This is a genomic window from Streptomyces sp. NPDC089915 (genome assembly GCF_040684675.1).
In the GTDB taxonomy this organism is placed as follows: domain Bacteria; phylum Actinomycetota; class Actinomycetes; order Streptomycetales; family Streptomycetaceae; genus Streptomyces.
Genome location: NZ_JBFBGN010000002.1, coordinates 87755 through 108505, shown reverse-complemented (window position 1 = coordinate 108505; position 20751 = coordinate 87755). Strand labels below are relative to the sequence as shown.

General features: G+C 72.2%; 20 protein-coding genes and 1 pseudogene. 7 read left to right on the top strand and 14 right to left on the bottom strand.

Features of this window, described 5'->3' with window-relative positions; genetic code table 11:
* Positions 1–54 precede the first annotated feature (54 nt).
* A complete protein-coding gene (locus AB0O29_RS01360; protein ID WP_365144210.1) occupies positions 55–492 on the bottom strand; it encodes a helix-turn-helix transcriptional regulator in 438 nt (145 codons plus the stop codon).
* Positions 493–823: 331 nt separating this feature from the next.
* On the opposite strand from AB0O29_RS01360, the gene AB0O29_RS01355 reads away from it, so the two are divergent.
* Positions 824–1672, top strand: coding sequence for a hypothetical protein (locus tag AB0O29_RS01355; RefSeq protein WP_365144207.1), 849 nt, complete (start codon positions 824–826; stop codon positions 1670–1672).
* A gap of 69 nt (positions 1673–1741) precedes the next feature.
* Here AB0O29_RS01355 and AB0O29_RS01350 read toward each other — a convergent pair whose 3' ends face one another.
* From AB0O29_RS01350 to AB0O29_RS01315, 8 genes and pseudogenes are all read right to left on the bottom strand, one after another.
* The gene (locus AB0O29_RS01350; protein ID WP_365144204.1) at positions 1742–2137 is read right to left on the bottom strand and encodes a hypothetical protein; all 396 of its coding nucleotides are present in this window, start codon (positions 2135–2137) and stop codon (positions 1742–1744) included.
* Positions 2138–2351: 214 nt separating this feature from the next.
* Positions 2352–2612 (bottom strand): hypothetical protein, encoded by a 261-nt coding sequence (locus AB0O29_RS01345; protein ID WP_365144201.1) that lies wholly within the window; start codon positions 2610–2612, stop codon positions 2352–2354.
* A 123-nt stretch (positions 2613–2735) separates the two neighbouring features.
* Positions 2736–3203: a hypothetical protein gene (locus AB0O29_RS01340; RefSeq protein ID WP_365144198.1), complete on the bottom strand. Its 468-nt coding sequence runs from the start codon at positions 3201–3203 to the stop codon at positions 2736–2738.
* Positions 3204–3316: 113 nt separating this feature from the next.
* Positions 3317–3847 (bottom strand): hypothetical protein, encoded by a 531-nt coding sequence (locus AB0O29_RS01335; RefSeq protein ID WP_365144195.1) that lies wholly within the window; start codon positions 3845–3847, stop codon positions 3317–3319.
* A gap of 354 nt (positions 3848–4201) precedes the next feature.
* A complete protein-coding gene (locus AB0O29_RS01330) occupies positions 4202–4705 on the bottom strand; it encodes an NUDIX domain-containing protein (protein WP_365144192.1) in 504 nt (167 codons plus the stop codon).
* Between the two features lie 148 nt (positions 4706–4853).
* On the bottom strand, positions 4854–5291 hold the full coding sequence (locus tag AB0O29_RS01325) for a hypothetical protein (RefSeq protein WP_365144382.1): 438 nt from the start codon (positions 5289–5291) through the stop codon (positions 4854–4856).
* Positions 5292–5338: 47 nt separating this feature from the next.
* Positions 5339–5437, bottom strand: a pseudogene (locus AB0O29_RS01320) (IS5/IS1182 family transposase); the annotation flags it as partial.
* 466 nt (positions 5438–5903) lie between these two features.
* Complete coding sequence (locus AB0O29_RS01315; RefSeq protein WP_365144189.1) at positions 5904–6122, bottom strand: hypothetical protein; 219 nt, start codon at positions 6120–6122, stop codon at positions 5904–5906.
* Positions 6123–7068: 946 nt separating this feature from the next.
* Here AB0O29_RS01315 and AB0O29_RS01310 point away from each other — a divergent pair.
* A complete protein-coding gene (locus AB0O29_RS01310) occupies positions 7069–7347 on the top strand; it encodes a GlsB/YeaQ/YmgE family stress response membrane protein (RefSeq protein WP_365144186.1) in 279 nt (92 codons plus the stop codon).
* A 300-nt stretch (positions 7348–7647) separates the two neighbouring features.
* Here AB0O29_RS01310 and AB0O29_RS01305 read toward each other — a convergent pair whose 3' ends face one another.
* The 3 genes from AB0O29_RS01305 to AB0O29_RS01295 all read right to left on the bottom strand — a co-directional run bounded on the left by AB0O29_RS01305 (position 7648) and on the right by AB0O29_RS01295 (position 10166).
* Complete coding sequence (locus AB0O29_RS01305) at positions 7648–8811, bottom strand: Cmx/CmrA family chloramphenicol efflux MFS transporter (RefSeq protein WP_365144183.1); 1164 nt, start codon at positions 8809–8811, stop codon at positions 7648–7650.
* A 285-nt stretch (positions 8812–9096) separates the two neighbouring features.
* Positions 9097–9243: a hypothetical protein gene (locus tag AB0O29_RS01300; protein WP_365144379.1), complete on the bottom strand. Its 147-nt coding sequence runs from the start codon at positions 9241–9243 to the stop codon at positions 9097–9099.
* A 317-nt stretch (positions 9244–9560) separates the two neighbouring features.
* Positions 9561–10166, bottom strand: coding sequence for a cadmium resistance transporter (locus AB0O29_RS01295; protein WP_365144180.1), 606 nt, complete (start codon positions 10164–10166; stop codon positions 9561–9563).
* A gap of 265 nt (positions 10167–10431) precedes the next feature.
* Here AB0O29_RS01295 and AB0O29_RS01290 point away from each other — a divergent pair, with 265 nt between their 5' ends.
* The 3 genes from AB0O29_RS01290 (at position 10432) to AB0O29_RS01280 (ending at position 14373) form a co-directional block, all read left to right on the top strand.
* Entirely contained in the window at positions 10432–11652 is a 1221-nt protein-coding gene (locus AB0O29_RS01290) for a cytochrome P450 (protein ID WP_365144177.1), read from the top strand.
* 344 nt (positions 11653–11996) lie between these two features.
* On the top strand, positions 11997–12905 hold the full coding sequence (locus AB0O29_RS01285; protein WP_365144174.1) for a hypothetical protein: 909 nt from the start codon (positions 11997–11999) through the stop codon (positions 12903–12905).
* 316 nt (positions 12906–13221) lie between these two features.
* Positions 13222–14373, top strand: a complete 1152-nt coding sequence (locus AB0O29_RS01280) for an alpha/beta hydrolase (protein ID WP_365144171.1) — start codon at positions 13222–13224, stop codon at positions 14371–14373.
* A 42-nt stretch (positions 14374–14415) separates the two neighbouring features.
* Here the strand turns inward: AB0O29_RS01280 and AB0O29_RS01275 are convergent, their stop codons facing one another.
* The gene (locus AB0O29_RS01275) at positions 14416–15558 is read right to left on the bottom strand and encodes a helix-turn-helix domain-containing protein (RefSeq protein WP_365144168.1); all 1143 of its coding nucleotides are present in this window, start codon (positions 15556–15558) and stop codon (positions 14416–14418) included.
* 51 nt (positions 15559–15609) lie between these two features.
* Entirely contained in the window at positions 15610–16782 is a 1173-nt protein-coding gene (locus AB0O29_RS01270) for an alpha-hydroxy-acid oxidizing protein (RefSeq protein WP_365144373.1), read from the bottom strand.
* A 697-nt stretch (positions 16783–17479) separates the two neighbouring features.
* On the opposite strand from AB0O29_RS01270, the gene AB0O29_RS01265 reads away from it, so the two are divergent.
* Together AB0O29_RS01265 and AB0O29_RS01260 are read left to right on the top strand one after the other, a co-directional pair.
* Positions 17480–19045, top strand: coding sequence for an oleate hydratase (locus AB0O29_RS01265; RefSeq protein ID WP_365144165.1), 1566 nt, complete (start codon positions 17480–17482; stop codon positions 19043–19045).
* A gap of 115 nt (positions 19046–19160) precedes the next feature.
* Entirely contained in the window at positions 19161–20750 is a 1590-nt protein-coding gene (locus AB0O29_RS01260; protein WP_365144163.1) for a molybdopterin-dependent oxidoreductase, read from the top strand.
* The last annotated feature ends 1 nt before the right edge of the window (position 20751 follow it).

Sequence of the window (20751 nt, the reverse complement as noted above, 5' to 3'; positions counted from 1 at the left end):
AGGAAGGGGCGTACCCCTTCCTGCCGGCCGTAGGCCCGGTCCGATCCGGTCCGGTCAGGCGGCGAGGCAGAAGCCGTCGTACTGCGCCGTGGGTGACGTGCGGCCCCGGACCACCCGGCTCCGGGCGTGCCGGGCCTGCCGAGTCCGCCGGGCCAGCTCGTCACCGGCGAGCAGCAGCAGGTCGGCGAGGCCGAGACCGAGGGCTTGGGCGGCGGCCGCGAGGACCTCGGAGGATGCCTCCTTGCGTCCGCGCTCCACCTCCGACAGGTACGGCATCGAGATCCGGGCCGCCTCCGAGACGTCCTTCAGTGTGCGCTCCTGGGCGATCCGCTCGCGCCGCAGCACGTCGCCGACGAGGTCACGCCACAGAGGCTCCCTCGGCGCACCCCCCACGGGGCGCCGCGGGGCGCCGGCCGCCGCGCCGGAACCAGGCGACGGGGCCTGCGGGCGCAGGGAGATGACGCGGGACTCGTTCGGCCTATGAGTGCTCACCCCCTCACCCTAAGGATTTGGGGCGCGGGGCGAAGGCAGTGGCCTTCTGCCCTGGGCGAAGCCGCGCCGGCGCCTGGGCCGACGCGGGCCCTGAATCCGGACGGCGCTGAGGGCCGGTCCGGCCTCACGAGCACACCGCGCGGAGTCCGGCTGCGCGCGGCCGACCGTGGCGGCCGTCGTCAGCGCTCAGCGGGGGTGGTGGGTCATCCCTCAGGAGGAGGGGGTTCCCGTCCCGGCGGGCGACGATCACGCTTCAGATGCCGGCGAGACTTGGCCTCAGTACCCTCTTGTCGCGGTTTCGGGAGGGCTGTGATCGAAAGGCTGTCGTCTCGTGGTCGACCTGTCCCTGTTCCCTCTTCCTCCTCGGACGATCGGTCTGCAGGACGCGGCGTTCGTCGCCGACGTCCCGTACGACCGCGCAAGAGCCTGGCACGAGATCGGCCTGCCGGCCGCGGCCGCCCACGACGAACACGGCGAGCCGTTCTTCGGCCACCGCGAAGTCGTGACCTTGATGTGGCTCGCCCGGATGAACCACATGGGCGTCACCGACACCGAGATCCACACCGCAACCACCGCCCTCGGGGCGGCCGGCACCACCCCGACGGCCGTGGCCACCGCCCTCCCCGACATCCTCGACCACCGCCCGGACGACACCGCATCCGATCTGGCCGACCGCCTGCGCACCATGGGGCCCCTCGCGCTACTCCCGACCCCGGTGGCCGACCGCCTCACCCACCTGGGACCCGACGGCCTACGCCCCGCCGACCTCGAGGACCTGCTGGTCACCGACTCGCTCCAGGGCACCGCCCTCGCCTTCGTCCGTTCCGACATCCCCCTCACCCTGGCCGCCGACCCCGCCCTGCGCGCCGGGGCCGAGGAGATCGAAGCGGCGGAAGCGGCCCTGGACCTCCTGGAGGATCCGGAGCACCCGGACGTCACCGCCACCGCCCGTCTCATGGCCCACCACACCGAGGCCCTCGCCCAGGCCACGGCCCGCCTCGGCCTGGACACCGAGGTCGAGGCATATCTCGACGCGGCCTGCGCGTCCGCCCCGGAGAAGACCGAGGCACAACGGCAGGCCGAGAACGAACGGGACGCCGAACGAACGACGAAGATGCCCTACCCGTTCTCCGCCGCGCGGTGGCGGGCCCACGTCCTCTCCTTCACCACCACCGACTGAGCCGGCATCCCTTTGCCCGCTGAGGGCGCACCTGGGGCAGCAGGCACGTGCGAGCGGTGGGCTGGGGTGTCACCGGCTGCCGCCCGCGAGGTCCTCGCGCACCTGGCGGCACGGTTCGCGGGCCTGGACCACGGCGTTTGCGGCGCCCGGGCGCAGTTCCAGCCGGAGTCGGTTGAGCCTGCCGCGCAGAGCGGTCAGGCGGGCTGTGGTGGCCTCATCCGCGTGGGGGTGGGCCCCCGAGATGGACGCGACGGTGAACTGGATGTCGCCCAGGGCGAGTTCGCAGGCCTCGCCGGCGGCGGGGCCGCCGGGGATCGGGCTGATCTGGGAGAGGATCGGCATGATGGCGTGGTCGGCGAGCGCCTGCCAGGTCTGCCGGGCGCGGGCGTAGGGCGGGCAGACGACGAGCTCGGGGCCCCCGGCAAGCGTCGCGAGCCACGGGCCCAGCGCCCGGGGCCTGGGCACTGCCGGCACCGGACAGGGGCACGGCACGATCACGTCCGGTCACCGGCACGTGGTCGATCCGCTCCGCTCGGCTTCCGAGAAGGTGATGTCGGCGCTGCTCTGCCCGGGCCGGGTCGCCCACAGCGCAGTCAGCGACATCGGCGCCAGCAGACCGATTCCTTTCACGGGCTCTGCGACAGCAGCCGCTTGAGGGGGAGCAAATAGCCGGGGTCGGTCACTGGGCCGCCCTCAGGCTCTCGATCTCCTGCTTCCAGGAGGCCATCTGCTGCACCAGGGCCTGCCGGTCATACGGGTCCACGGCCCGGCGGGCGTCACGGATGGCAAGGGCGTGCTGCCACCACCGCTCGCGCGCCTCCGGGTCGGTCGCGGTGTCACAGCGGTGCACGTAGAGGCCGATCAGGTCGTTGGCCGTCTCGAAGAAGTAGTCGCAGACCATGGCGGTCGGGGTGTGCTCGTACGGGTCCGTGCTGGTCATGGTGTCGTCCGTTCGCTCGGGCGGGAGGTGTTCGGACGGGATGAGCTGCGGGCGGCGTCACCAGGGGGTAGGGGCGGGCACGGGATGGGTAGGTCCGTCGTCTTCGGGGCCGTTCTGGGCGGCTCATTCGGCGGTCGCCTCGATGTCGTCGTCCCTGGTAGCGGGGTGGAGGGTCACGCTGCCGTCGGCGTTCGTCCCGGCCGCGCAGTACGGGTCCACGGCGGCGTGGGTGTAGCGGATCGGCTTACCCAGGGCGCGGGCGTAGTCGATCTCCGAGCGGGTGGACTCGCCGATGTAGTCACCGACGACCAGCACCTCGTCGGCGAGGCGGATCTTCGCGCGGTGCAGTTCGTCGAGACGGCACTTCAGATCCTCCGCGTCCGCCGGATCGCCCCACAGCGCGTGCGGCTCCTTCATGTTGCAGCCCGGGCGGACGACGATCCTGCCTGCGGCGGTCTCCTGGAGGTCCGCCTCGGTCATCGCGTCCATGAAGCGGGTGGAGCCGCAGATGGCGACGATGACCGGCAGGCCGAGCCCCCGCTTCGCGGCGACGAGGTGACGCTCCGGGGTGAGTAACCGCGGGTGTGACATGGATGTTTCTCCTCTACCTGGGGTTGAAGATGCTGTCGAAGGCCTTGCCGAAGGCGTTGCCTTCGAATCTGCAGGTGCTCTCCCCGTCTACCTTCCGAACAGGGTGGGCGCGCTTACCCCGCATCGGGCCGTGGGCTGTCCGGCGATGTGACCCCCTGCGGAGGGAGCCCAGTGGCCGGGTACTTCTGGTCCTCCTCGGAGGGCAGCGAATCCCACTCCGTCCACGCGCCGTCACGCGGCACCATGAACAGCGGACGTGATCGGCGGGTCTCACCAACTGGTTGTGCGCGCATGATGATGCCCGGATCATCGGGTCCTGCATGGCCGTCGCACGTGTAGCGGAACCCCACGTCATGGGCCTCGGCGTACGCGATCATGTCGCTCTCCAGCTCCGCCAGGTCCTGCCCGACCAGCGGGAGGCCGTCGTACGCGACCTGGGGCCCGTGCACAGCGTCGCACGCCACGCCGAACAGCCCCGCGTCCTGACTCACGTAGGCCGTGACGGCCGGAGGTGAAGGCGCGCCCCCGGGGCGGTGGACCTCGATCCTCCACGTCGGTGAGAAGACCGCGTACTGCCGGCGGCATTCGCTGACCGTCGCCGGGCCGAGTGCCTCAGCTGCCTCGACCACGTCGCTGACGGTCATCCCGAACCGGAAGGGGCCCACCCCGACAGCCGCGGCGTACGACCACTCGCCCCGCTCGACCCCGAGATCTCCGTCGGACTCCAACGCCACAGCCCCTCCAGTAACACCCGCGAACATCCCGCTGCCCAGCTCCGGCGCCCTGCTTTCGGCGCCGCCTGTCCACGACAGCGTCGCACCCAACACTGACAGCGGCGGGACCGCCCGCTCTTGGGCCCCTGGCCCGGGCGCAGCCCGTACCGCTGGGCACAGCCTCCCCGAGCGCGAGCACGGTGGTGCACGACCAGGGGACGTTGCAGGTTCCGCATCGGCCGGCGCTGTCCGCGTGCAGGGTGAGTGCGTCGGCGACCGCCCCGGCTAGGACTTGTCCGGGCGATCTCCGATGGCCCGTTCGATAAGGTCGTGGATCAAGAACTCTCCGGGTCTGCGGTTCTCTTTGAGGCGGGCGAGGTTGCCGGGGTTGAACCAGTCGTAGGCAGAGTGCTTGGACCACTCCAGCGTGGGATGGTCCAAGTCGCCGTCGACCTCGACGAGGTAGTCGGCCTCGTGACGGAGTCCACCGCCGTCGTCCCCTGTCCAGGTTGTGGTGCCGAGGAACCGCCGCACATGGCTCAGGCGCCAGCCGGTCTCCTCCTCAACCTCGCGTGCGAGAGCCTCCAGAACCGTTTCCCCCGCCTCGACGTGGCCGCCCACGATGTCCCAGGTATCGGGAAACAATCGACGGTCCGCACTCCGCTTTTGGGCGAAGGCATGACCGTCCTGGTTGAGGATGACGGCGCCGACGGTCCAGACCTCGCCTGAGGCGGGATTGGGCACCTCAACGTCGTCGTTGACAGTGAACGACGGGTTCTGAGTGGGCATGACCGATAGCGTAAGAGGTTGTTCGCCTCCCCCGGCAACATCAACGGCTCCTCCGACTCCGCACCACCCCTAAGGGGCCCGACAGAAGCTGTTGATCATGCGACTTTCGGTTAGAGGGCCTGTTTCATAAGCCCGCTTCCAGTGGCGGTCAGCCGGCACCGAGGACGTCGGAGAGGCTGACGGCAGGACGGGCGAGCATTGCTGTCAGCACGCGCTGCTGGCGCTCGGTCAGAGAGGCTACGAAGATCACCACGTCGGCACTGGCCTGGCCGCTCGTCTGAGCCACCTCGCGGACCTTTCCGTAGCTCAGCAGGGTCCGCGAAGAGTAGGGCAGGCTCATCTTCTGAACCCCGCCGTCCGAGACGCCTCGACGCTGCACGATCTGCTCAACGACCCGAGCGCCCCGTGCTGCCAGCTCTTGAGCTGCAGAGGCCATGAGTGCTTCGAAGTCCTTCCGCTTCGCGGAGAAGTACCCGACCAGCACCACGTCAGCTCCGGCGACGGCGAGGTGCGAGGACTGGGGTCGGGCCCGCTCCGACGACTCGCGGCGGGCAAGGCGCCGGTCCCGCCGTCTGGGCTGATGCATGGACCACAGGCTAGAAGCCTGGCCACCTGCAGCGATACCGCGTTTCCGAACTTCGGCGGGCGGCCCCCGTGGGCGCCCAGCTTCTTGCGGTTGCGGATCTGGTCGGACCTTTCCGGCATGGTGCAGCGGATCCCACGTCTGTGCAGGTGGTCGCGCTCGCCGCTCCCCGCCCTCCCCTGCGCGTGTGGGCCGTACGGTGCGGCGATCGGGGCAGACGATAGGCGACCGGGAGCTCGGCAGATGGTGGCAAGGGGTGACACGGGGCCCCTCCTCGACTTCGACGGCGGACCGGACCGCGTCCCCAGACCGCAGCCAACCGGGCTTCTCCCGGCTGCCGAGGCCCTTGACCGAGCGGTGGACGGGCATGCGTCTCGGTCCGTCGAGCAGCTCCTTCGGACACCCTCCACAGCACCCCGGCCGATCGACGTCCACGAGACGATCGCGGCCGTGGCCAGCCTTCTCGGCCCCCACACACCCCTGACCCGATGCGACCCCGCCGCCTACGTGCCGGGCAACGCAGCCGGGCCGACGACCGGCTGCGGCTGCGAGATCGAGATCGGGTTCAGTCGGTGTACGGACGGCAGGGGGCGCCGTGCGGGAAGCGGTGGGAGCTCACGGGCCCCATCCGTTGCCGCAGGTGTCATCTATGCGCGTACCCCCGGCGGTGGTCTGCCGAGCCACCAGCATGATCTGGACCGGGGGTTTGGTGGGCTTGACGCACTGGATGCTCGAGCCGTCGGTGAGGGTGCGCGGCGCGGGTGAGGCAGCGTGCGCGGGGGCCGCCAGGGCGAGCAGTGCCGCGGAGAGCACGGCGAGGGCAAGGCGCTTCATGGGGTTCCGTTCAGGGGTGAGGCCGAAAGGCCAGGTGGGACGGCTTGTATGCCGGTGATGGATCCAGCATGGCTGGGCGCACCCCTGCGCTGTCACAGTTCCCACCTGTCACTAACGTTCCGTGGCAGCAACAGGAGCAGGGGGTATAGCGGGGCATGGGGGTTGTAGCAGTGCGATATCACCTGAATTTGAGGACATAGAAACAGGTCGGGTGCATGGGCTTCGTCGGACTCCCCGCCGTGCTGCGGCCTCCAACGGCGAGAAGCCCCGCCGTCGTCACGGACACAGCCACCGTGTCCGTATCAGCAACCGCCACGGCCGCCCGACGCCGACAGAGAGCGGCACAGCAGGCCCCCTTGTGCCCTCGCCGTCCGCCTCCTCCTCAACAAAGCCCATGGCACCACCCCAGACCGCTGAATTCGATCTCGCGCAGGGATACGGCTTCAACCTTGACGACTCACCAATCCGCCCCTGGAAGGAGGATGGGCGGGGGGGGCGAAGGCGGTCTCGGGGAACGCCCTTCGGGACAGGTCCCGCATCGCGGCAGTCCGCCGCTGCACCGCCTCCGCGATGGCCGGGTCAGTCCTGCGCGGCGCGGCGGCCTTCTGATGCGCGGCGAGCGCGCGACGGTAGCCCTCCGACGGCGCCCACGGAGGCGGCCGCGGTCGCGCGCGACCGCGATCTGGCGGTCAGCGCCCCCGAAGCCGCCGCCCGCTCCGCGCTCGCCGACCTGGGCCTGGTCGCCCTGCAGCTCCGCTCGCACTGCCGTCGGTGCCGGTGTACCTGTCATGGCCTCAGCACTACGACACCGACAGCGCGCGACGCGCCGCTACGCCCGCGGACGGCCGTCCGGTGTCCGGTGCGTTTGAAATCGCGGAAAGTGCGCACGAGCGAGGGTGACAGCGGCAACGGCCGTTACCTCACATCGGATGGGCGGAGGCACATCGTGGGCATCATCGCGTGGATCATCATCGGACTGCTGGCCGGTCTCATCGCCAAGGCCCTCATGCCTGGCAAAGACCCGGGCGGCCTCATCATCACCACCCTCATAGGCATCGGCGGCGGCCTGCTCGGCGGCTGGCTCGGCAAGGTCCTCTTCGGCGTCGACTCCATCGACGGCTTCTTCGACCTCTCCACCTGGATCGCCGCGATCGTCGGCTCCGTCATCCTGCTGGCCCTCTACCGCCTGCTGACCGGCAACCGCCGCTCTCACCGCCACGCCTGACGCGAGCGACCGGTTGCGCGGTCAGCGCACCTGGGCTCTGATGAGGCAGGTGTCGTCGTCGGTGTCGGAGGCGCTGTGGGTCGGCAGGTCGTCGAGGCGGCGTTCCAGGGAGTCCGAGGGCGGCCCACGACGGTGAGGAGTTGCGCCAGCGAGTCCGTCACGGACAGGTCCGGCGGCCGGCGACATCGGGTGCTCCGTCGCCGATGCCCTCGCCGACCTCCAGGCCGCGACGGAACCCCACGGCCCCGATGCCGGCCCGGCCGGCGGCCTCGTCCGGAGCCCGGGGCGCGTCCGAGCGGGTCAGCCGCCGGCCGCCTCGGTGCGGAACGGGAAGGCGGTGAGCAGTGCGGTCGCGACGAGGAGGGCGCTCGCCCACAGCGGACCGAGGTTCCCGAATCCGGTGGCGAGGGTGGTCGCGGCGATGAGGGGGCCGATGGCGGCGCCTGCGTTGAGTGCGGCGGTCGCGTACGAGCCTGCCATGGTGGGGGCTTCCGCGGCCTCGTAGAGGATCCGCGTGATCAGGGTGCTGCCCAGCGCGAACGACAGAGCGCCCTGCACGAACGCGAGGGTGAGCAGGGCGACCGGCTCTCCGGCCAGTACTGCCAGGGCCGGCCAGCCCAGGAGCAGCAGCGGACCCCCGACGGCGATGACCAGTCCGGGACGCCGGTCGGACAGTCGTCCGGCGACCGTGACGCCGATGAGGGAGCCTGCGCCGAAGAACGCCAGGACGACGGAGATCCACCACTCGCCCAGGCGGGCGGTGCCGGTCACCACGGGGGCGAGGAAGGTGAAGCTCGCGAAGGTGGCCGCGTTGACGAGCGCGCCGAGCAGCATCGCCAGGAGCAGTCGCCGGCCGGTGAGCCGGGCGAGTTCCGCCCGCAACGCCGGCTTGTCGGCTGCGTCTTCGCGCTCGCGCTCACCTCCCGCCGGGATCCCCTTCAGGATGCCGAGGGCGGCGGGCAGGCAGAGTGCGGTGACCGTCCAGAACGCGGCTCGCCAGCCGAACAGCGTGCCGATCAGCGATCCGCCGGGAACACCGGCGATCGTGGCCACCGTCGTGCCTGACAGCAGCACGGCCAGCGCACGTCCCTTCCTGCCGGGCGGGACCAGTGTGGTGGCGGCCGTCAGAGCGACGGCGAGGAACCCGGCGTTCGCGAGGGCGGCGACGACCCGGGTGGCGAACATGACCGGGAAGCTGGTGGTGACGGCGCCTACGGCGTGGGCCGCCGTGAATACGAGGACGAACGCGAGGAGGCTGGAACGGCGGGGCCAGTTCCGGGCGAGCGCGGCCACCAGCGGGGCACCGATCATCATGCCGACCGCGAAGGCCGAGGTGAGAGCGCCTGCCGTCGCGACGGTGACGTCGAGATCCGAGGCGATGTCCGGCAGCAGGCCGGCGAGCATGAACTCTGAGGTGCCCATGGCGAAGACGGCCACGGCAAGCAGGTACAGCGGGAGAGGCATCGGGTGGCTCCGAGGTGAGGAGAGGCACGAGAGGGTCATCTCGTCACCGCGGCCAGCCCCTGGGCCACACACGTCCGACAACGTGGTGCGGCGCGACGACAGGGCTATGAGCTCAGTGGTTCAGGGGGCTGACGGCGCGTGACCGAAAGCCCCCACCTCGTCTGACTCAGGACTCGACATGCCCCGCACGTTACCCGACCGGACGGCCTGCATGTGGTCGGACAGGCTGCCCGGGCCGATCGGCCATGTGGCTGTGATCGGAGCCTGTCCCGTGTGGCCGTCCCGCTACCAGGCGATGACGATGATTCCGCCGGTGCCGCTGCCGCCGCCGTCAGGGGCGGTCGCGCCGTGGCGGCCGTTGGTGGCGCGGACGACGTAGCGTTCGTTCTCGCTGTCGCCGTAGTCGTAGCCGCCACCGACCAGCCCGACCATGGATGAGCGCAGCGCAACCCCCCTTTCTCTTTCCGTGTCGTCTGCAACGGGCTCCAGCCACCGTTGGCGATGTCCGAGAAGATCTCGCGTGCCAGGGAGTCCGCGCGCCTCAGGTCCTCTTCGTCGGCGCCGCCGTTGAGCTGCTTGGTCACCACGAGGTTCCCCTGTCACCAGAAAGTGGGTTCCGTCGCTGGACAGGTCGTCTGGGACACCCACGGCGTACTCGTCGGCGGGAGGAGCCTTTGCCGCCGACGGCGGCTGCGAACGGCGCAGGATGAGCCACCCGGACCGTCGGGATTCGCGCGGGGCCGGCAGTCTCACAGGCCGAAGGCGCCGCCTTCGACGAGGATCAGCAGGCCGATGGTGATGAGGACCAGGGGCAGCAGGACGTGACCCCAGCGGGCGAGGGCCTTCGCGATGACGGGGCGGGTGGCGAAGTACCGTCCGGCGAGGCACCACACCGCCACCAGGACGAGGAACACGACGGCGTAGACGGCGATCCCGCCGGTGCCGGCGGTGGCGAGGACGGGGACGTAGACGCCGATGTTGTCACCGCCGTTGGCGAAGGTGACCGCGGCGACCCCCAGGGGACCGGGGCCGCCTTCCTCGGCCTGTGCTTCCGCCGGTTGCGCGCCGCCGTGACGGTGGTCCTTCCACGCTTGCCAGGCGGCCTTGAGGCCGAGCAGGAGGGGCAGCAGGCCGAGGTACGGGACGGCGGACTCCGGCAGGAAGGTGGCACCGAACGCGGCCGCCACGGCCACGGCGAGGATGGCGGTGAAGCCCAGATACTGACCGAGGACGATGCGGCGGGTGGAGCCGGGGTGCCCGGCGCCCTGGGCGAAGAACAGCGCCAGGACCAGGATGTCGTCGATGTTCGTGACGGCGAACAGCCCTGCTGCCTGCCCGATGATGCCCAGGTCCACGAGTGGATGCCCTTTCCTGCTGCGTCGATGACCGTGGCGACGCTACCGAGCGCCCGTGCCACCCCGCGCAGGGGGCCGGAGACGCACAGCGTCGACCGCGTCCCGGCCGGACCCGGACGGCACCGGGTCGCCTCGCGGCCGCAGGAGAGCTCCAGCGCGGTCGCCGGGGGATCACTCCGCTGAGCGGGCGCGCCGCCGGGGTGCGCGGCCGGTCGGCGTTGCACCCTCGTTGTGCACGGCCCGGACGGAATCCTCGGGAGGCGACATGAGTGAGCGGCCGGTCCTTCTGCCCTATGCCGATCCCGCATTCGTCGCGGATCCGTTCCCGCTGTACCGGGAGCTGCGCGAGGAGGGCCCCGTGCGCCGCGTCGTCATCGCGGGCGGGCTGGAGGCCTTCCTCGTCACCCGCTACGAGGACGCGCTCGCGGCCCTGTCCGACGCCCGGCTCGGCAGTGACGCCCGTGACGCCTCGGACATCCGGCTGCTGCGGCAGCTGCCCGAGGCGGAGCGGGAGTCGATGCTGAGCACGATGCTCCGCAGCGACCCGCCCGACCACACCCGTCTGCGCCGGCTCGTCTCCAAGGCCTTCACCGCCCACAGGGTGGCCGGGATGCGGCCGCGGATCCAGTCCCTCACCGACCGGCTGCTCGATGCCCTCACCCCGGCCGGGCAGGCCGATCTCGTCGCGGACTTCGCGCTGCCGCTCCCGGTCGCGGTCATCAGTGAACTGCTCGGGGTACCGGTGGACGACCGCCACGACTTCCAGCACTGGACCGACCGCATGATCAGACGGGGCGCGGAGCCGCCCGATCCGGCGGTGGTGGGCGAGGCGTGGCAGCACATGCGCGCGTACGTGGCCGGGCTCATCCGCGAGAAGCGGACGGCCCCCCGCGACGACCTGCTCAGCGGACTCGTCACCGCCCGCGACGAGGAGGGAAGGCTCTCGGAGGACGAGTTGGTCGGCATGGTGTTCCTGCTGCTGGCCGCCGGCTACCTCACCACCGTCAACCTGATCGGGGGCGGCATCGCGATGCTGCTCGCCCATCCCCGCCAGCTCGAACTGCTGCGCTCGGACCCCGCGTTGCTGCCGGGTGCGATCGAGGAGTTCCTCCGCTACGACGGCCCGGTCAGCCCCGGTATCGCGCGGTTCGCCCGCGAGGACGTGGAGATCGCGGGGGTGCGCGTCCCGCGCGGTGCGACCGTGCTGATCGGGTCGGCGCTCGCGGACCGGGACCCGGCGCGGTTCCCCGATCCCGAACGCCTCGACATCACCCGGCGGGACAGCGCGCATCTCGCGTTCGGTCACGGGATCCACTACTGCCTGGGCGCTCCGCTGGCCCGGCTGGAGGGGGAGATCGCCATCGGTACGGCCCTGCGCCGGCTGCCCGGGCTGGCCCTCGCCGTGCCGCCGGAGGAGGTTCCCTGGCGGCCGGGCGGGCTGCGCGGTCCCGAGAGCCTGCCGGTGACGTTCAGCCCCGGCGGCTGAGGACGCGTCCCGTGTCCCGTGCTCCGTGGCCCGTGCTCCATGGCCCGTGCTCCATGGCCCGTGACCCGGCGGGGTTCGTCCGCCGGACGGCACGGCGCAGGTGACGGCCGTGTACGGAACCTGTCACAGGGCTCGTACCGCCGGGTCCCGTGGCTTCCGCCGGAGTCCCATCGGTGGGATGTTGCGGGCCGGAGCGGCCCGCCGCGGGTCGCGGGGAGGGATGGGTGGGCACCTTGACACGCCGCCGACACGACACCACCGCTGGTGAGGGGAGAACCGCCGCGAGGGCGCGGGGAATCCGCCTGACCGGAGCACATGGCGCGACGCGGGGCAGGTGGGCGGTGGTGAGCGCCACCGCCGTCGCCGTCGCCGCGTCCCTGGCCCTCGGCGCGGCAGGAGATGCGGGAGCCGCCGGGGACCCGGGCGCCGCGGCGGACCGTCCGATCGTCTTCGCCCGCTACACCGCGGCAGCCCCCACGGAGGACCTCTACACGGTCTCCCCCGGTGGCGGCACGCCCGTCGCGCTCACCCACACCCCCGCCGTCAGCGAGGTCATGCCCCGTTGGTCCCCGGACGGCAAACGGGTGGCGTTCGTCCGCTACGGGTCCGGTGGCGCCATCGACGGCATCTGGACGATGAACACCGCGGGCGGCGACCTGAAGGCCGTCCCCGGCACCGAGGGCGCCTCCGACCCGGCGTGGTCCCCGGACGGCAAGCGGATCGCCTACGCCAAGCCGGTCGATGGCCGGCGCGAGATATACGTGGCCGGCGTCGACGGCGCTCCGGCCACCCGGATCACCCACACCACGGCCGACGACCTCCATCCGGCGTGGTCTCCTGACGGCAAGTACCTGGCGTTCAACCGGGCTGACGCCGGCGGACACAGCCGGCTGATGAGGATCCGGCTGTCCACCCTGGCCCAGACGGCGGTCACCGGGCCGGGCTCCCACGACTGGACGCCCGACTGGTCGTCGCACGGAGACCGGATCGCCTTCAGCCGGGTCGACTCCTCCGGCTTCGCCCACCTCTACCTCGTCCGCCCGGACGGCACCGGCCTCCACCGCGTCACCGCGGCCCGTGCCAACGACAAGAACCCCTCCTGGTCCCCGGACGGTCACAGCCTGGTCTTCACCAGGGGCGGCGCAGACGACGCGGACCCCGAGCACCTCTACCGGGTACGGGCCGACGGCAGCGCCCCGACCCCGCTCACCAAGGCCGACTCCCATGACCTGGAGGCCGACTGGCGCCCGTGAACCGCCGCCGCTCGTCGCGCGGGGTTGTCGCTGCCGACAGGCCGGGCCCGGTGGGCGTTGTTCCGGGTGCCATGGTCCGTGCGTCAACCGTCTGGCACGGTGGAGAGCGTTCGGGTGTGCGGCCTCGGCGGCCCGCCCGGACGTTTCCGGGGGCGGCGGCTCGGCCTCCGCCTCGGCGGCGCCCTCCCCCTGTCGGGTCCGAGGCGCCGCATCTGATCCACGCGAACGGGGTGCCGTGTCGAACCGCTTCTTGTCACGTGTCAGCGGGCGCCGTGCCGGTGCGGGCGCGACGCCGCGCCGCGGCCGGCCGTGGCTGGTGACCACCGTCGCCGTGCTGCTCTGTCTGGTCGCCGTGCTGGTCACCGTGGTGATGACGGTCCCCGTCCCGACCACGCTGACCGCGCTCCTCACCCTGGGCGTCGACGGCGCGCAGGAGATCACCCTGGTGCTGCTCGTGGCCGGGGCCGGGCTGGCGCTGCTCGCGCGGCGCCGGCGGGCCCGGGTGGCCGTGGGGGCTGCGGCCGTGTGTGCGGCGCTGATGCTGGTGATGACCGCCGTCCCGCTCGTCACCCTGGGGCGCACCGCGTCCGCTCAGGGCGTCCAGGTGTCCCTCGGCGACTATCTGAGGCACGGGCTCTCGCTCGGTTCCGAACGGCCGAAGGACGCCCGGACGCTCGTCTACGCGAGGGTCGGCGGCGCCGCGCTGGATCTCGACTACCTGCCCGCGCACGGCGCCGCCCCCACCGGTGCCGGACACCCGGCCGTGGTGTACGTCCACGGCGGCGGCTGGAAGACCGGCGGGCGCGAGGAGGGCTATCCGTGGGGCAGGTGGTTCACCGACCGGGGCTACGCCGTCTTCACCATCGACTACCGGCTGCTGCCGCATGCCGACTGGCAGACCGGACCCGGCGACGTGAAGGCGGCCGTCGGCTTCGTCCGCGACAACGCCGCCCGTTTCGGCGTCGACCCGTCGGACATCACGCTGTTCGGCGAGTCGGCCGGCGGACACCTCGCCATGATGGCCGCCTACACCCAGGGCGACCCGCTGTTCCCGCCCACCAACCCCCACGCGGACACCTCCGTGCGGGCCGTCATCAACTTCTACGGCACCACCGATTTCGACGACGCCCTCGCCCACTCCACCGCCCCGGGCCTGATCCGCGATGCGACCCGCGCGTACATCGGCGGCACCAGGGAGCAGCAGCCGGCCCGCTGGTACGCCTCCTCCCCGCTGCACCACGTCCGGCCGGGGCTGCCGGCCACGCTGAGCGTGCACGGGCGGGACGACCGGCTCATCCCGCCGTCCCAGGCGCACCTGCTCGATGCGGCGCTGGCGCGGGCCGGTGTGCCGCACCGCAGCGTGACGCTGCCGTGGGCCAGCCACCTGTTCGACCTCACGCGGGGCAACCTCGCCACCCAGATCGCCGGCGGCGTGATCGAGCGGTTCGAGCGGCAACACGCCCGCTGACCCCCTGCGCCGCAGGTGCGGCACGTGCGCGTGCCAAGGGGATCAGCCGGAGTCGCCGCTCGCCTGGAGGCGGCGGACCGCCCACCACAGGGTGAGGGCGTCCTCGGTGCGGGCGGGGTCGAGGCCGGTGGCGGCCGTGAGGGCGCGGATCCGGTACCGGAGGGTGTTGGGGTGGACGAAGAGGGCGGCGGCGGCCTGGTCCGCGTTGGTGTCGGCGGCAAGGTAGGCGTCGACGGTGCGCACCAGGGTGGTGCGGCGCTCACCGGACGTGTGGCCGAAACACCGGGCGACGAGCTGATCACCGACCGCCGGAAGGGACAGCACGGCCAGGTGGAGCGGGAGCTCTCCTGTCCGGACGCACCGTCCGAGGGCGAAGGCGACGGCCAGCTCGTCGCAGCGCTCCGCCTCGGCCAGTGACTCCCGGAGCCGGGACAGCGGGCGCGCCGGGCCCAGGCCGGCCGGCAGGGCGACCCGGGCCGGGAGCGGGCCGGTGGTCAGTCCGATGACCCGGTCGGTGCCCGGCTCGGCCAGCAGGGCGGCGGTGTGCGGGCGCAGGGCCCGTTCCACGGCGGCGATCGTACGGTCCTTGCCGGGCCGGGCGTGGCAGACGTGGTACTCGGTGCGCAGGTCGAGGCCCAGAGTCGTGGCGGCGGTCGCCAGGTACTCCGTGGGCAGGTCACCGGTGAGCAGCTGCCGCAGGAGCAGGGTGCGGTGCTCCTGCGCCGCCTGGGCCCTCTCCAGCTCCCGCTCCCGGTGCCCCTGGACCACCGCCGCCGACAGGCGGTCGCAGCAGGCCCAGAAGTCCCGTGCGAGCTCAAGGCCGGCCTGTGGGGCGTCGACGCGGCGGATCTCCTCGTAGAGGGCGTCGAAGGCGTGCCGGCTGGTCAGCCGGAACGCCTCCAGCAGCGGCTCCAGCCCGACGCCCTGCTCGGCGCGGTGGGCGCCGAAGGCGGCGAACTGCGCCTGTTCGGCGGCGGTGGCCTCGCGTCCCTCGCGCAGGAACGCGACGACCGGCGCCAGTACGGCGAGCAGTTCGGCGCGCACCTGGTCGGCGTCGTGCGCGTGGTAGGCGGGGATCTCACGGACGACGGTGGCCGCGGCGCTCGCGGCGATGTCCTCCAGTGACAGCGCGGCCAGGACGTGTCCGCGCCGTTCGCGGGCTTGTGACTCGGCTTCTTTGTCCACACGGACGATTCTGGCCCTCGGGATGCCCTCACACGCCGGTGTGGGGGCTGGTCAGAGCCTGCGGATCGCGCCGTCGGCGCGCAGGTCGGCGAGGGCGGGGTAGCCGTCGACGGCCATGATCAGGTCAGCCTCGGCGAGCAGCGAGCGCAGTACGTGCACGATGCCGTCCACTCCGCCGACCGCCAGGCCGTAGGCGTAGGGTCGGCCGACGCCGACCGCGGCGGCGCCGAGCGCGAGGGCCTTGATGACGTCGGCGCCGGAGCGGATGCCGGAGTCGAACAGGACGGGCAGGCCGTCCGCGGCCTCGACGACGCCGGGCAGGGCCTCCAGGGCGGGGAGGCCGCCGTTGGCCTGGCGGCCGCCGTGGTTGGAGCAGTAGACGGCGTCGACGCCGCCGTCCCTCGCGCGCCGGGTGTCCTCCGGGGAGCAGATGCCCTTGAGGATGATCGGCAGCGTGGTGAGGGACCTCAGCCAGGGCAGGTCGTCCCAGGTCAGCGGGTTGCCGAAGATGCCGGCCCACTCCCCTACGGCGGCGCGCGGGTCCTCTTCGGGGGCTTTGGCCAGGCGTGCCCGGAAGACCGGGTCGCAGGTGTAGTTGGCCAGCGCGTGGCCGCGCAGCTGCGGGAAGTTGCTCGCGCCGAGGTCGCGCGGACGCCACCCGGTCAGCCAGGTGTCCAGGGTCACCACGATGCCCTTGAACCCGGCGGCCTCCGCCCTGTGCACCAGGCTCTGGGCGAGCGCCCGGTCGGTGGGGGTGTACAGCTGGAAGAAGCCGGGGGTGTCGCCGAACTCGGCGGCGACCTGCTCCATCGGGTCCACGGACAGGGTCGAGGCGACCATCGGCACGCCGGTCCTCGCCGCCGCGCGGGCCGTCGCCAGGTCGCCGTGCCCGTCCTGCGCGCAGAGCCCGATCACCCCGACCGGTGCCATGAACAGCGGTGACGGCAGCTTCAGTCCGAAGAGGTCGACGCCCATGTCCCGCTTGGTGGCGCCGACCATCATCCGAGGCATGAGGCCGTACCGCTCGAACGCGGTGACGTTGGCCCGCTGGGTGAACTCGTCCCCGGCACCGCCGGCGACGTAGGAGAGCACCGACGGCGGCAGCGCCGCCCGGGCCCGCGCCTCCAGTCCCGCGAAGTCCATCGGCATGGTGGGGAGCACGCCGGAGAGCCCGTCGAGGTAGATCTCGTTCTGGAAGTCCCCGTACTGGCCCTTGGAGTTCATGTCCACCCTGATCGCCGTCCTTCCGCGCCGCGTCCGGCCCGGGACCATCCCGGCGGCGGCACGTCCCACCATGCCGACCGGGGAGCACGGCGGCCATGTCCTGGGGACCAGCGGACGTGAGCCCGGGTTTGTCGCCCCGGACAGATCGGGCGTGCGCGCGCCGTTCGCGCCGGCGCCGTGCCGGTACGTGCCAGGAGGGGCGGGGCAGGTCGGTGTGGGAACGGGCTCCGGACCCGGCCCGTGAAGGCGGGGCCGGAGCCCGTCGGATCACTCTTCGGACGCGGCCTCGGCCGACGGCTCCTTCGGGGCCTCCGGCTCCGGGTACGGCCAGTCGGCCGGTTCGATGCCTCCGCTGCCCATGGGGACTCCCTTCGCGTGACGAGAGAACGTAGGACAAGGGTGGGCGGCGGGGAACCGAGGGAGGAAGCCCGAACCCGGCCACTCCGGTTGGTGGCTGCTGGGGCTGCCCGGGCCGGTGGGGCGGTGGGTGCGGCGATCCCGACAGACCCGGGACCGGGTCCGCCGGCCCCACCCGGGCACGGAAGTGCAGGTCCGCGCTGGGCCGAATCAGGGACCTGGGGGTCGCCGTCGTGTCGCGCCCGGTGTGCCGGGGAACCCATGGTGGGGTCTTCCGCCCGCGTCGGCCGCGATCCCGCGGGTCCGGTGAGGCGGTGTGCAGCGGATGGAGGAACGGGCAGTGGCGAAGGCCTATCTGGTGGGCAGCGGGATCGCCTCGCTCGCGGCGGCGGCGTTCCTGATCCGCGAGGGCGGGTTCTCGGGGAACGACATCGTGATCCTGGAGGAACAGGACCGCGAGGGCGGGAGCCTGGACGCGGCTGGATCCCCTGAAACCGGCTACACCATGCGCGGCGGCCGCATGTTCGAGATCCACTTCGACTGCACCTACGACCTGCTGTCCTCGATTCCTTCGCTCGACGACCCGTCCAGGTCCGTGACGGAGGACACCTTCGCGTTCCACGAGGACTTCGCCTGGGACGACCACGCCCGCCTCGTCGACGCCGGCGGGAGCATCATCGACGCGCATGCGATGACGTTCTCCGAACGGGACCGCCTCGAACTCGTGAAGTGCGTGGCCACGCCCGAGAGGCTGCTGGACGGCAAGCGGATCTCGGACCTGTTCCACGAGGAGTTCTTCACCACCAACTTCTGGGCCATGTGGTGCACGACGTTCGCGTTCGAACCCTGGCACAGCGCGATCGAGTTCCGCCGCTACCTCAACCGCTTCGTCCACCTGTTCAAGACCTTCGACACCATGTCGGGGATCTACCGCACCCGGTTCAACCAGTTCGACTCGATCGTGCGGCCCCTCCTGGCGTGGCTCACCGCTCAGGGCGTCACCCTCCGGCTCGGCACCCGCGTCACCGACCTCGACCTGGCCGACGGCGACGCGCTGACCGTCGAGGCCCTCGTCTGGGAGCGCGGCGGGCAGTCCGGCCGGACGGCCGTCGGCCCGGACGACCTGGTGATGGTGACCAACGGCTCCATGACCGCGAACTCCACCCTGGGCTCCACCGATACCGTCCCCGCCCTGGACACCACGTCCTCCAGCGGGGCCTGGCAGCTGTGGGAGACACTCGCCGCCAAGCGCCCCGGACTGGGCGACCCGAAGGTGTTCGACTCCCACGTCGAGGACTCCACCTGGGAGTCGTTCACCGTCACCACCAAGGACCCGCTCTTCTTCAAACTGATGGAGGAGTTCAGCGGAAGCGAGGCGGGCAAAGGCGGTCTGATCACGTTCAAGCGGTCCGGCTGGCTGCTGACCATCGTGCTCAACCACCAGCCGCACTTCCGGGACCAGCCCGAGGACACGTTCGTGTGGTGGGGATACGCGCTGTTCCCCGACAGGCCGGGCGACTTCGTGACCAAGCCCATGTCCGAGTGCACCGGCCGGGAGATCCTCGACGAGGTACTCGGGCACCTGCCGTTCGCCGAGCGCCAGCGGATCCTGGACGGCTCCCTCGTGATCCCCGCGAAAATGCCCTACATCACCAGCCAGTTCCTCGTCCGCAAGGCCGGCGACCGCCCCCAGGTCGTGCCCGCCGGCTCCACCAACCTGGCCTTCATCGGCCAGTACGCCGAGGTCCCCGACGACGTGGTCTTCACCGTCGAGTACTCCGTACGCACCGCCTGGACCGCCGTCGCCCGGTTGCTGCGGCTCGACAGGCAGCCCCCGCCCGTCTACAAGGGGCAGCACGACCCGAAGATCCTCATCGAGGCACTGCAGACCCTGCACCGGCACTGACCTGACCTGCCCCGCCCCGCCCCGCCCCGCCCCGCCGTCTGTACCGCGCGGGCGTCACCGGCGGACGGTTCACCCTTTCGGGGGTCGGGCCAATCCGCCGGGCGGGTGCCGCCGAATGCCGGGTGTGAGCAGCTTCCTCAGCATCCTCCCCCGCGCCGCACGGGGCGCGCTGGCCGGCCTTCTGGCCGCGTTCACGGCTCTGGCCGTCGCCGAGCTGGTGGCCGCACCGGTGCGTCCTGCTGCCGGGCCTGTGACGGTCGTCGGGGGCGCGGTGATCGACCGGACGCCCGCCGCGGTGAAGGACTTCGCGATCCGCACGTTCGGGGAGGACGACAAGACCGTCCTGCGGCTCGGGATCCTCACGATGCTCGCCGTCATCGCCATCGGCCTGGGCGTCCTGGCCCTGTCCCACCGACGGGCCGGCGCCGCGGGCGTGCTGCTGTTCGGGGTCGTCGGCTCCGTGGCGGCCCTCAGCCGCCCGGACTCCAGCGGCATCGCCGACGTGCTGCCCTCGGTCGCCGGAGCCCTCGCGGGGGCACTGGCCCTGTACGTCCTCGCGTCCCAGGCCGTGTCCGGCCCGGCCCGGTCCGGTGTCGACGGCGAGCACGCGGGAGGCTGGAGCAGGCGCGGGTTCCTCGGCGCGGCCGGTGTGACCGCGGTGGCGGCGGCCTCGGCCGGGGTTCTGGGCCGGTTCCTCACCGGCCGCCGGGGCCAGGGCGCCGTCGCCTCCCGCGAGGGCCTGGTCCTGCCGGCGCCCGCCTCCCCCGCGCCCGCCGTTGCGGCCGGCGTCCGGCTGGGGGTGCCCGGCATCAGCCCGTTCACCACCCGCAACGCCGACTTCTACCGCGTGGACACCGCCCTGACCGTCCCCCGGGTCGACGCGGGCACCTGGCGGCTGCGGATCCACGGCCAGGGTGTGGACCGGCCGCGCACTTACACCCTCGACCGGCTCCTCGCGCGCCCCCTCATCGAGCGCGACATCACCCTGACCTGTGTCTCCAACGAGGTGGGCGGCCCCTACGTCGGGACCGCGCGCTGGCTCGGAGTGCGCCTCGCGGACCTGCTGCGGGAAGCCGGCGTCCGGCCCCCGTCCCAGGGAGGCAAGGCGGACCAGCTGGTGGCCCGCTCGGTGGACGGGATGACGCTCGGCTCCCCGGTCGAGGACGTCATGGACGGCCGCGACGCGATGCTCGCGGTCGGCATGAACGGCGAGCCGCTGCCGTTCGAGCACGGCTATCCCGTGCGGATGCTCGTCCCCGGGCTGTACGGGTACGTGTCGGCCTGCAAGTGGCTCACCGACATCGAGCTGACCACCTTCGACGCCTACGACCCGTACTGGGTCAAGCGCGGCTGGGCCCGCAAGGCGCCGATCAAGACGCAGGCCCGGATCGACACGCCCAAGCCCTTCGCCCGCCCCGCCGCCGGCCCCGTCGCGGTCGCCGGGGTCGCATGGGCCCAGCACCGAGGCATCAGCCGGGTCGAGGTCCGCATCGACGAGGGGCCCTGGCAGGACGCCGACCTCGCCGTCCAGGACACCGCCGACACCTGGCGCCAGTGGTCCTACCGCTGGCAGGCCACCCCCGGCGGGCACACCGTCACCGCCCGCGCCACCGATGGGACCGGAGCCGTACAGACCGAACAGCGCGCCCGCACCATCCCCGACGGGGCGAGCGGCCGGCACAGCGTCTTCGTCACCGTCCCCTAGA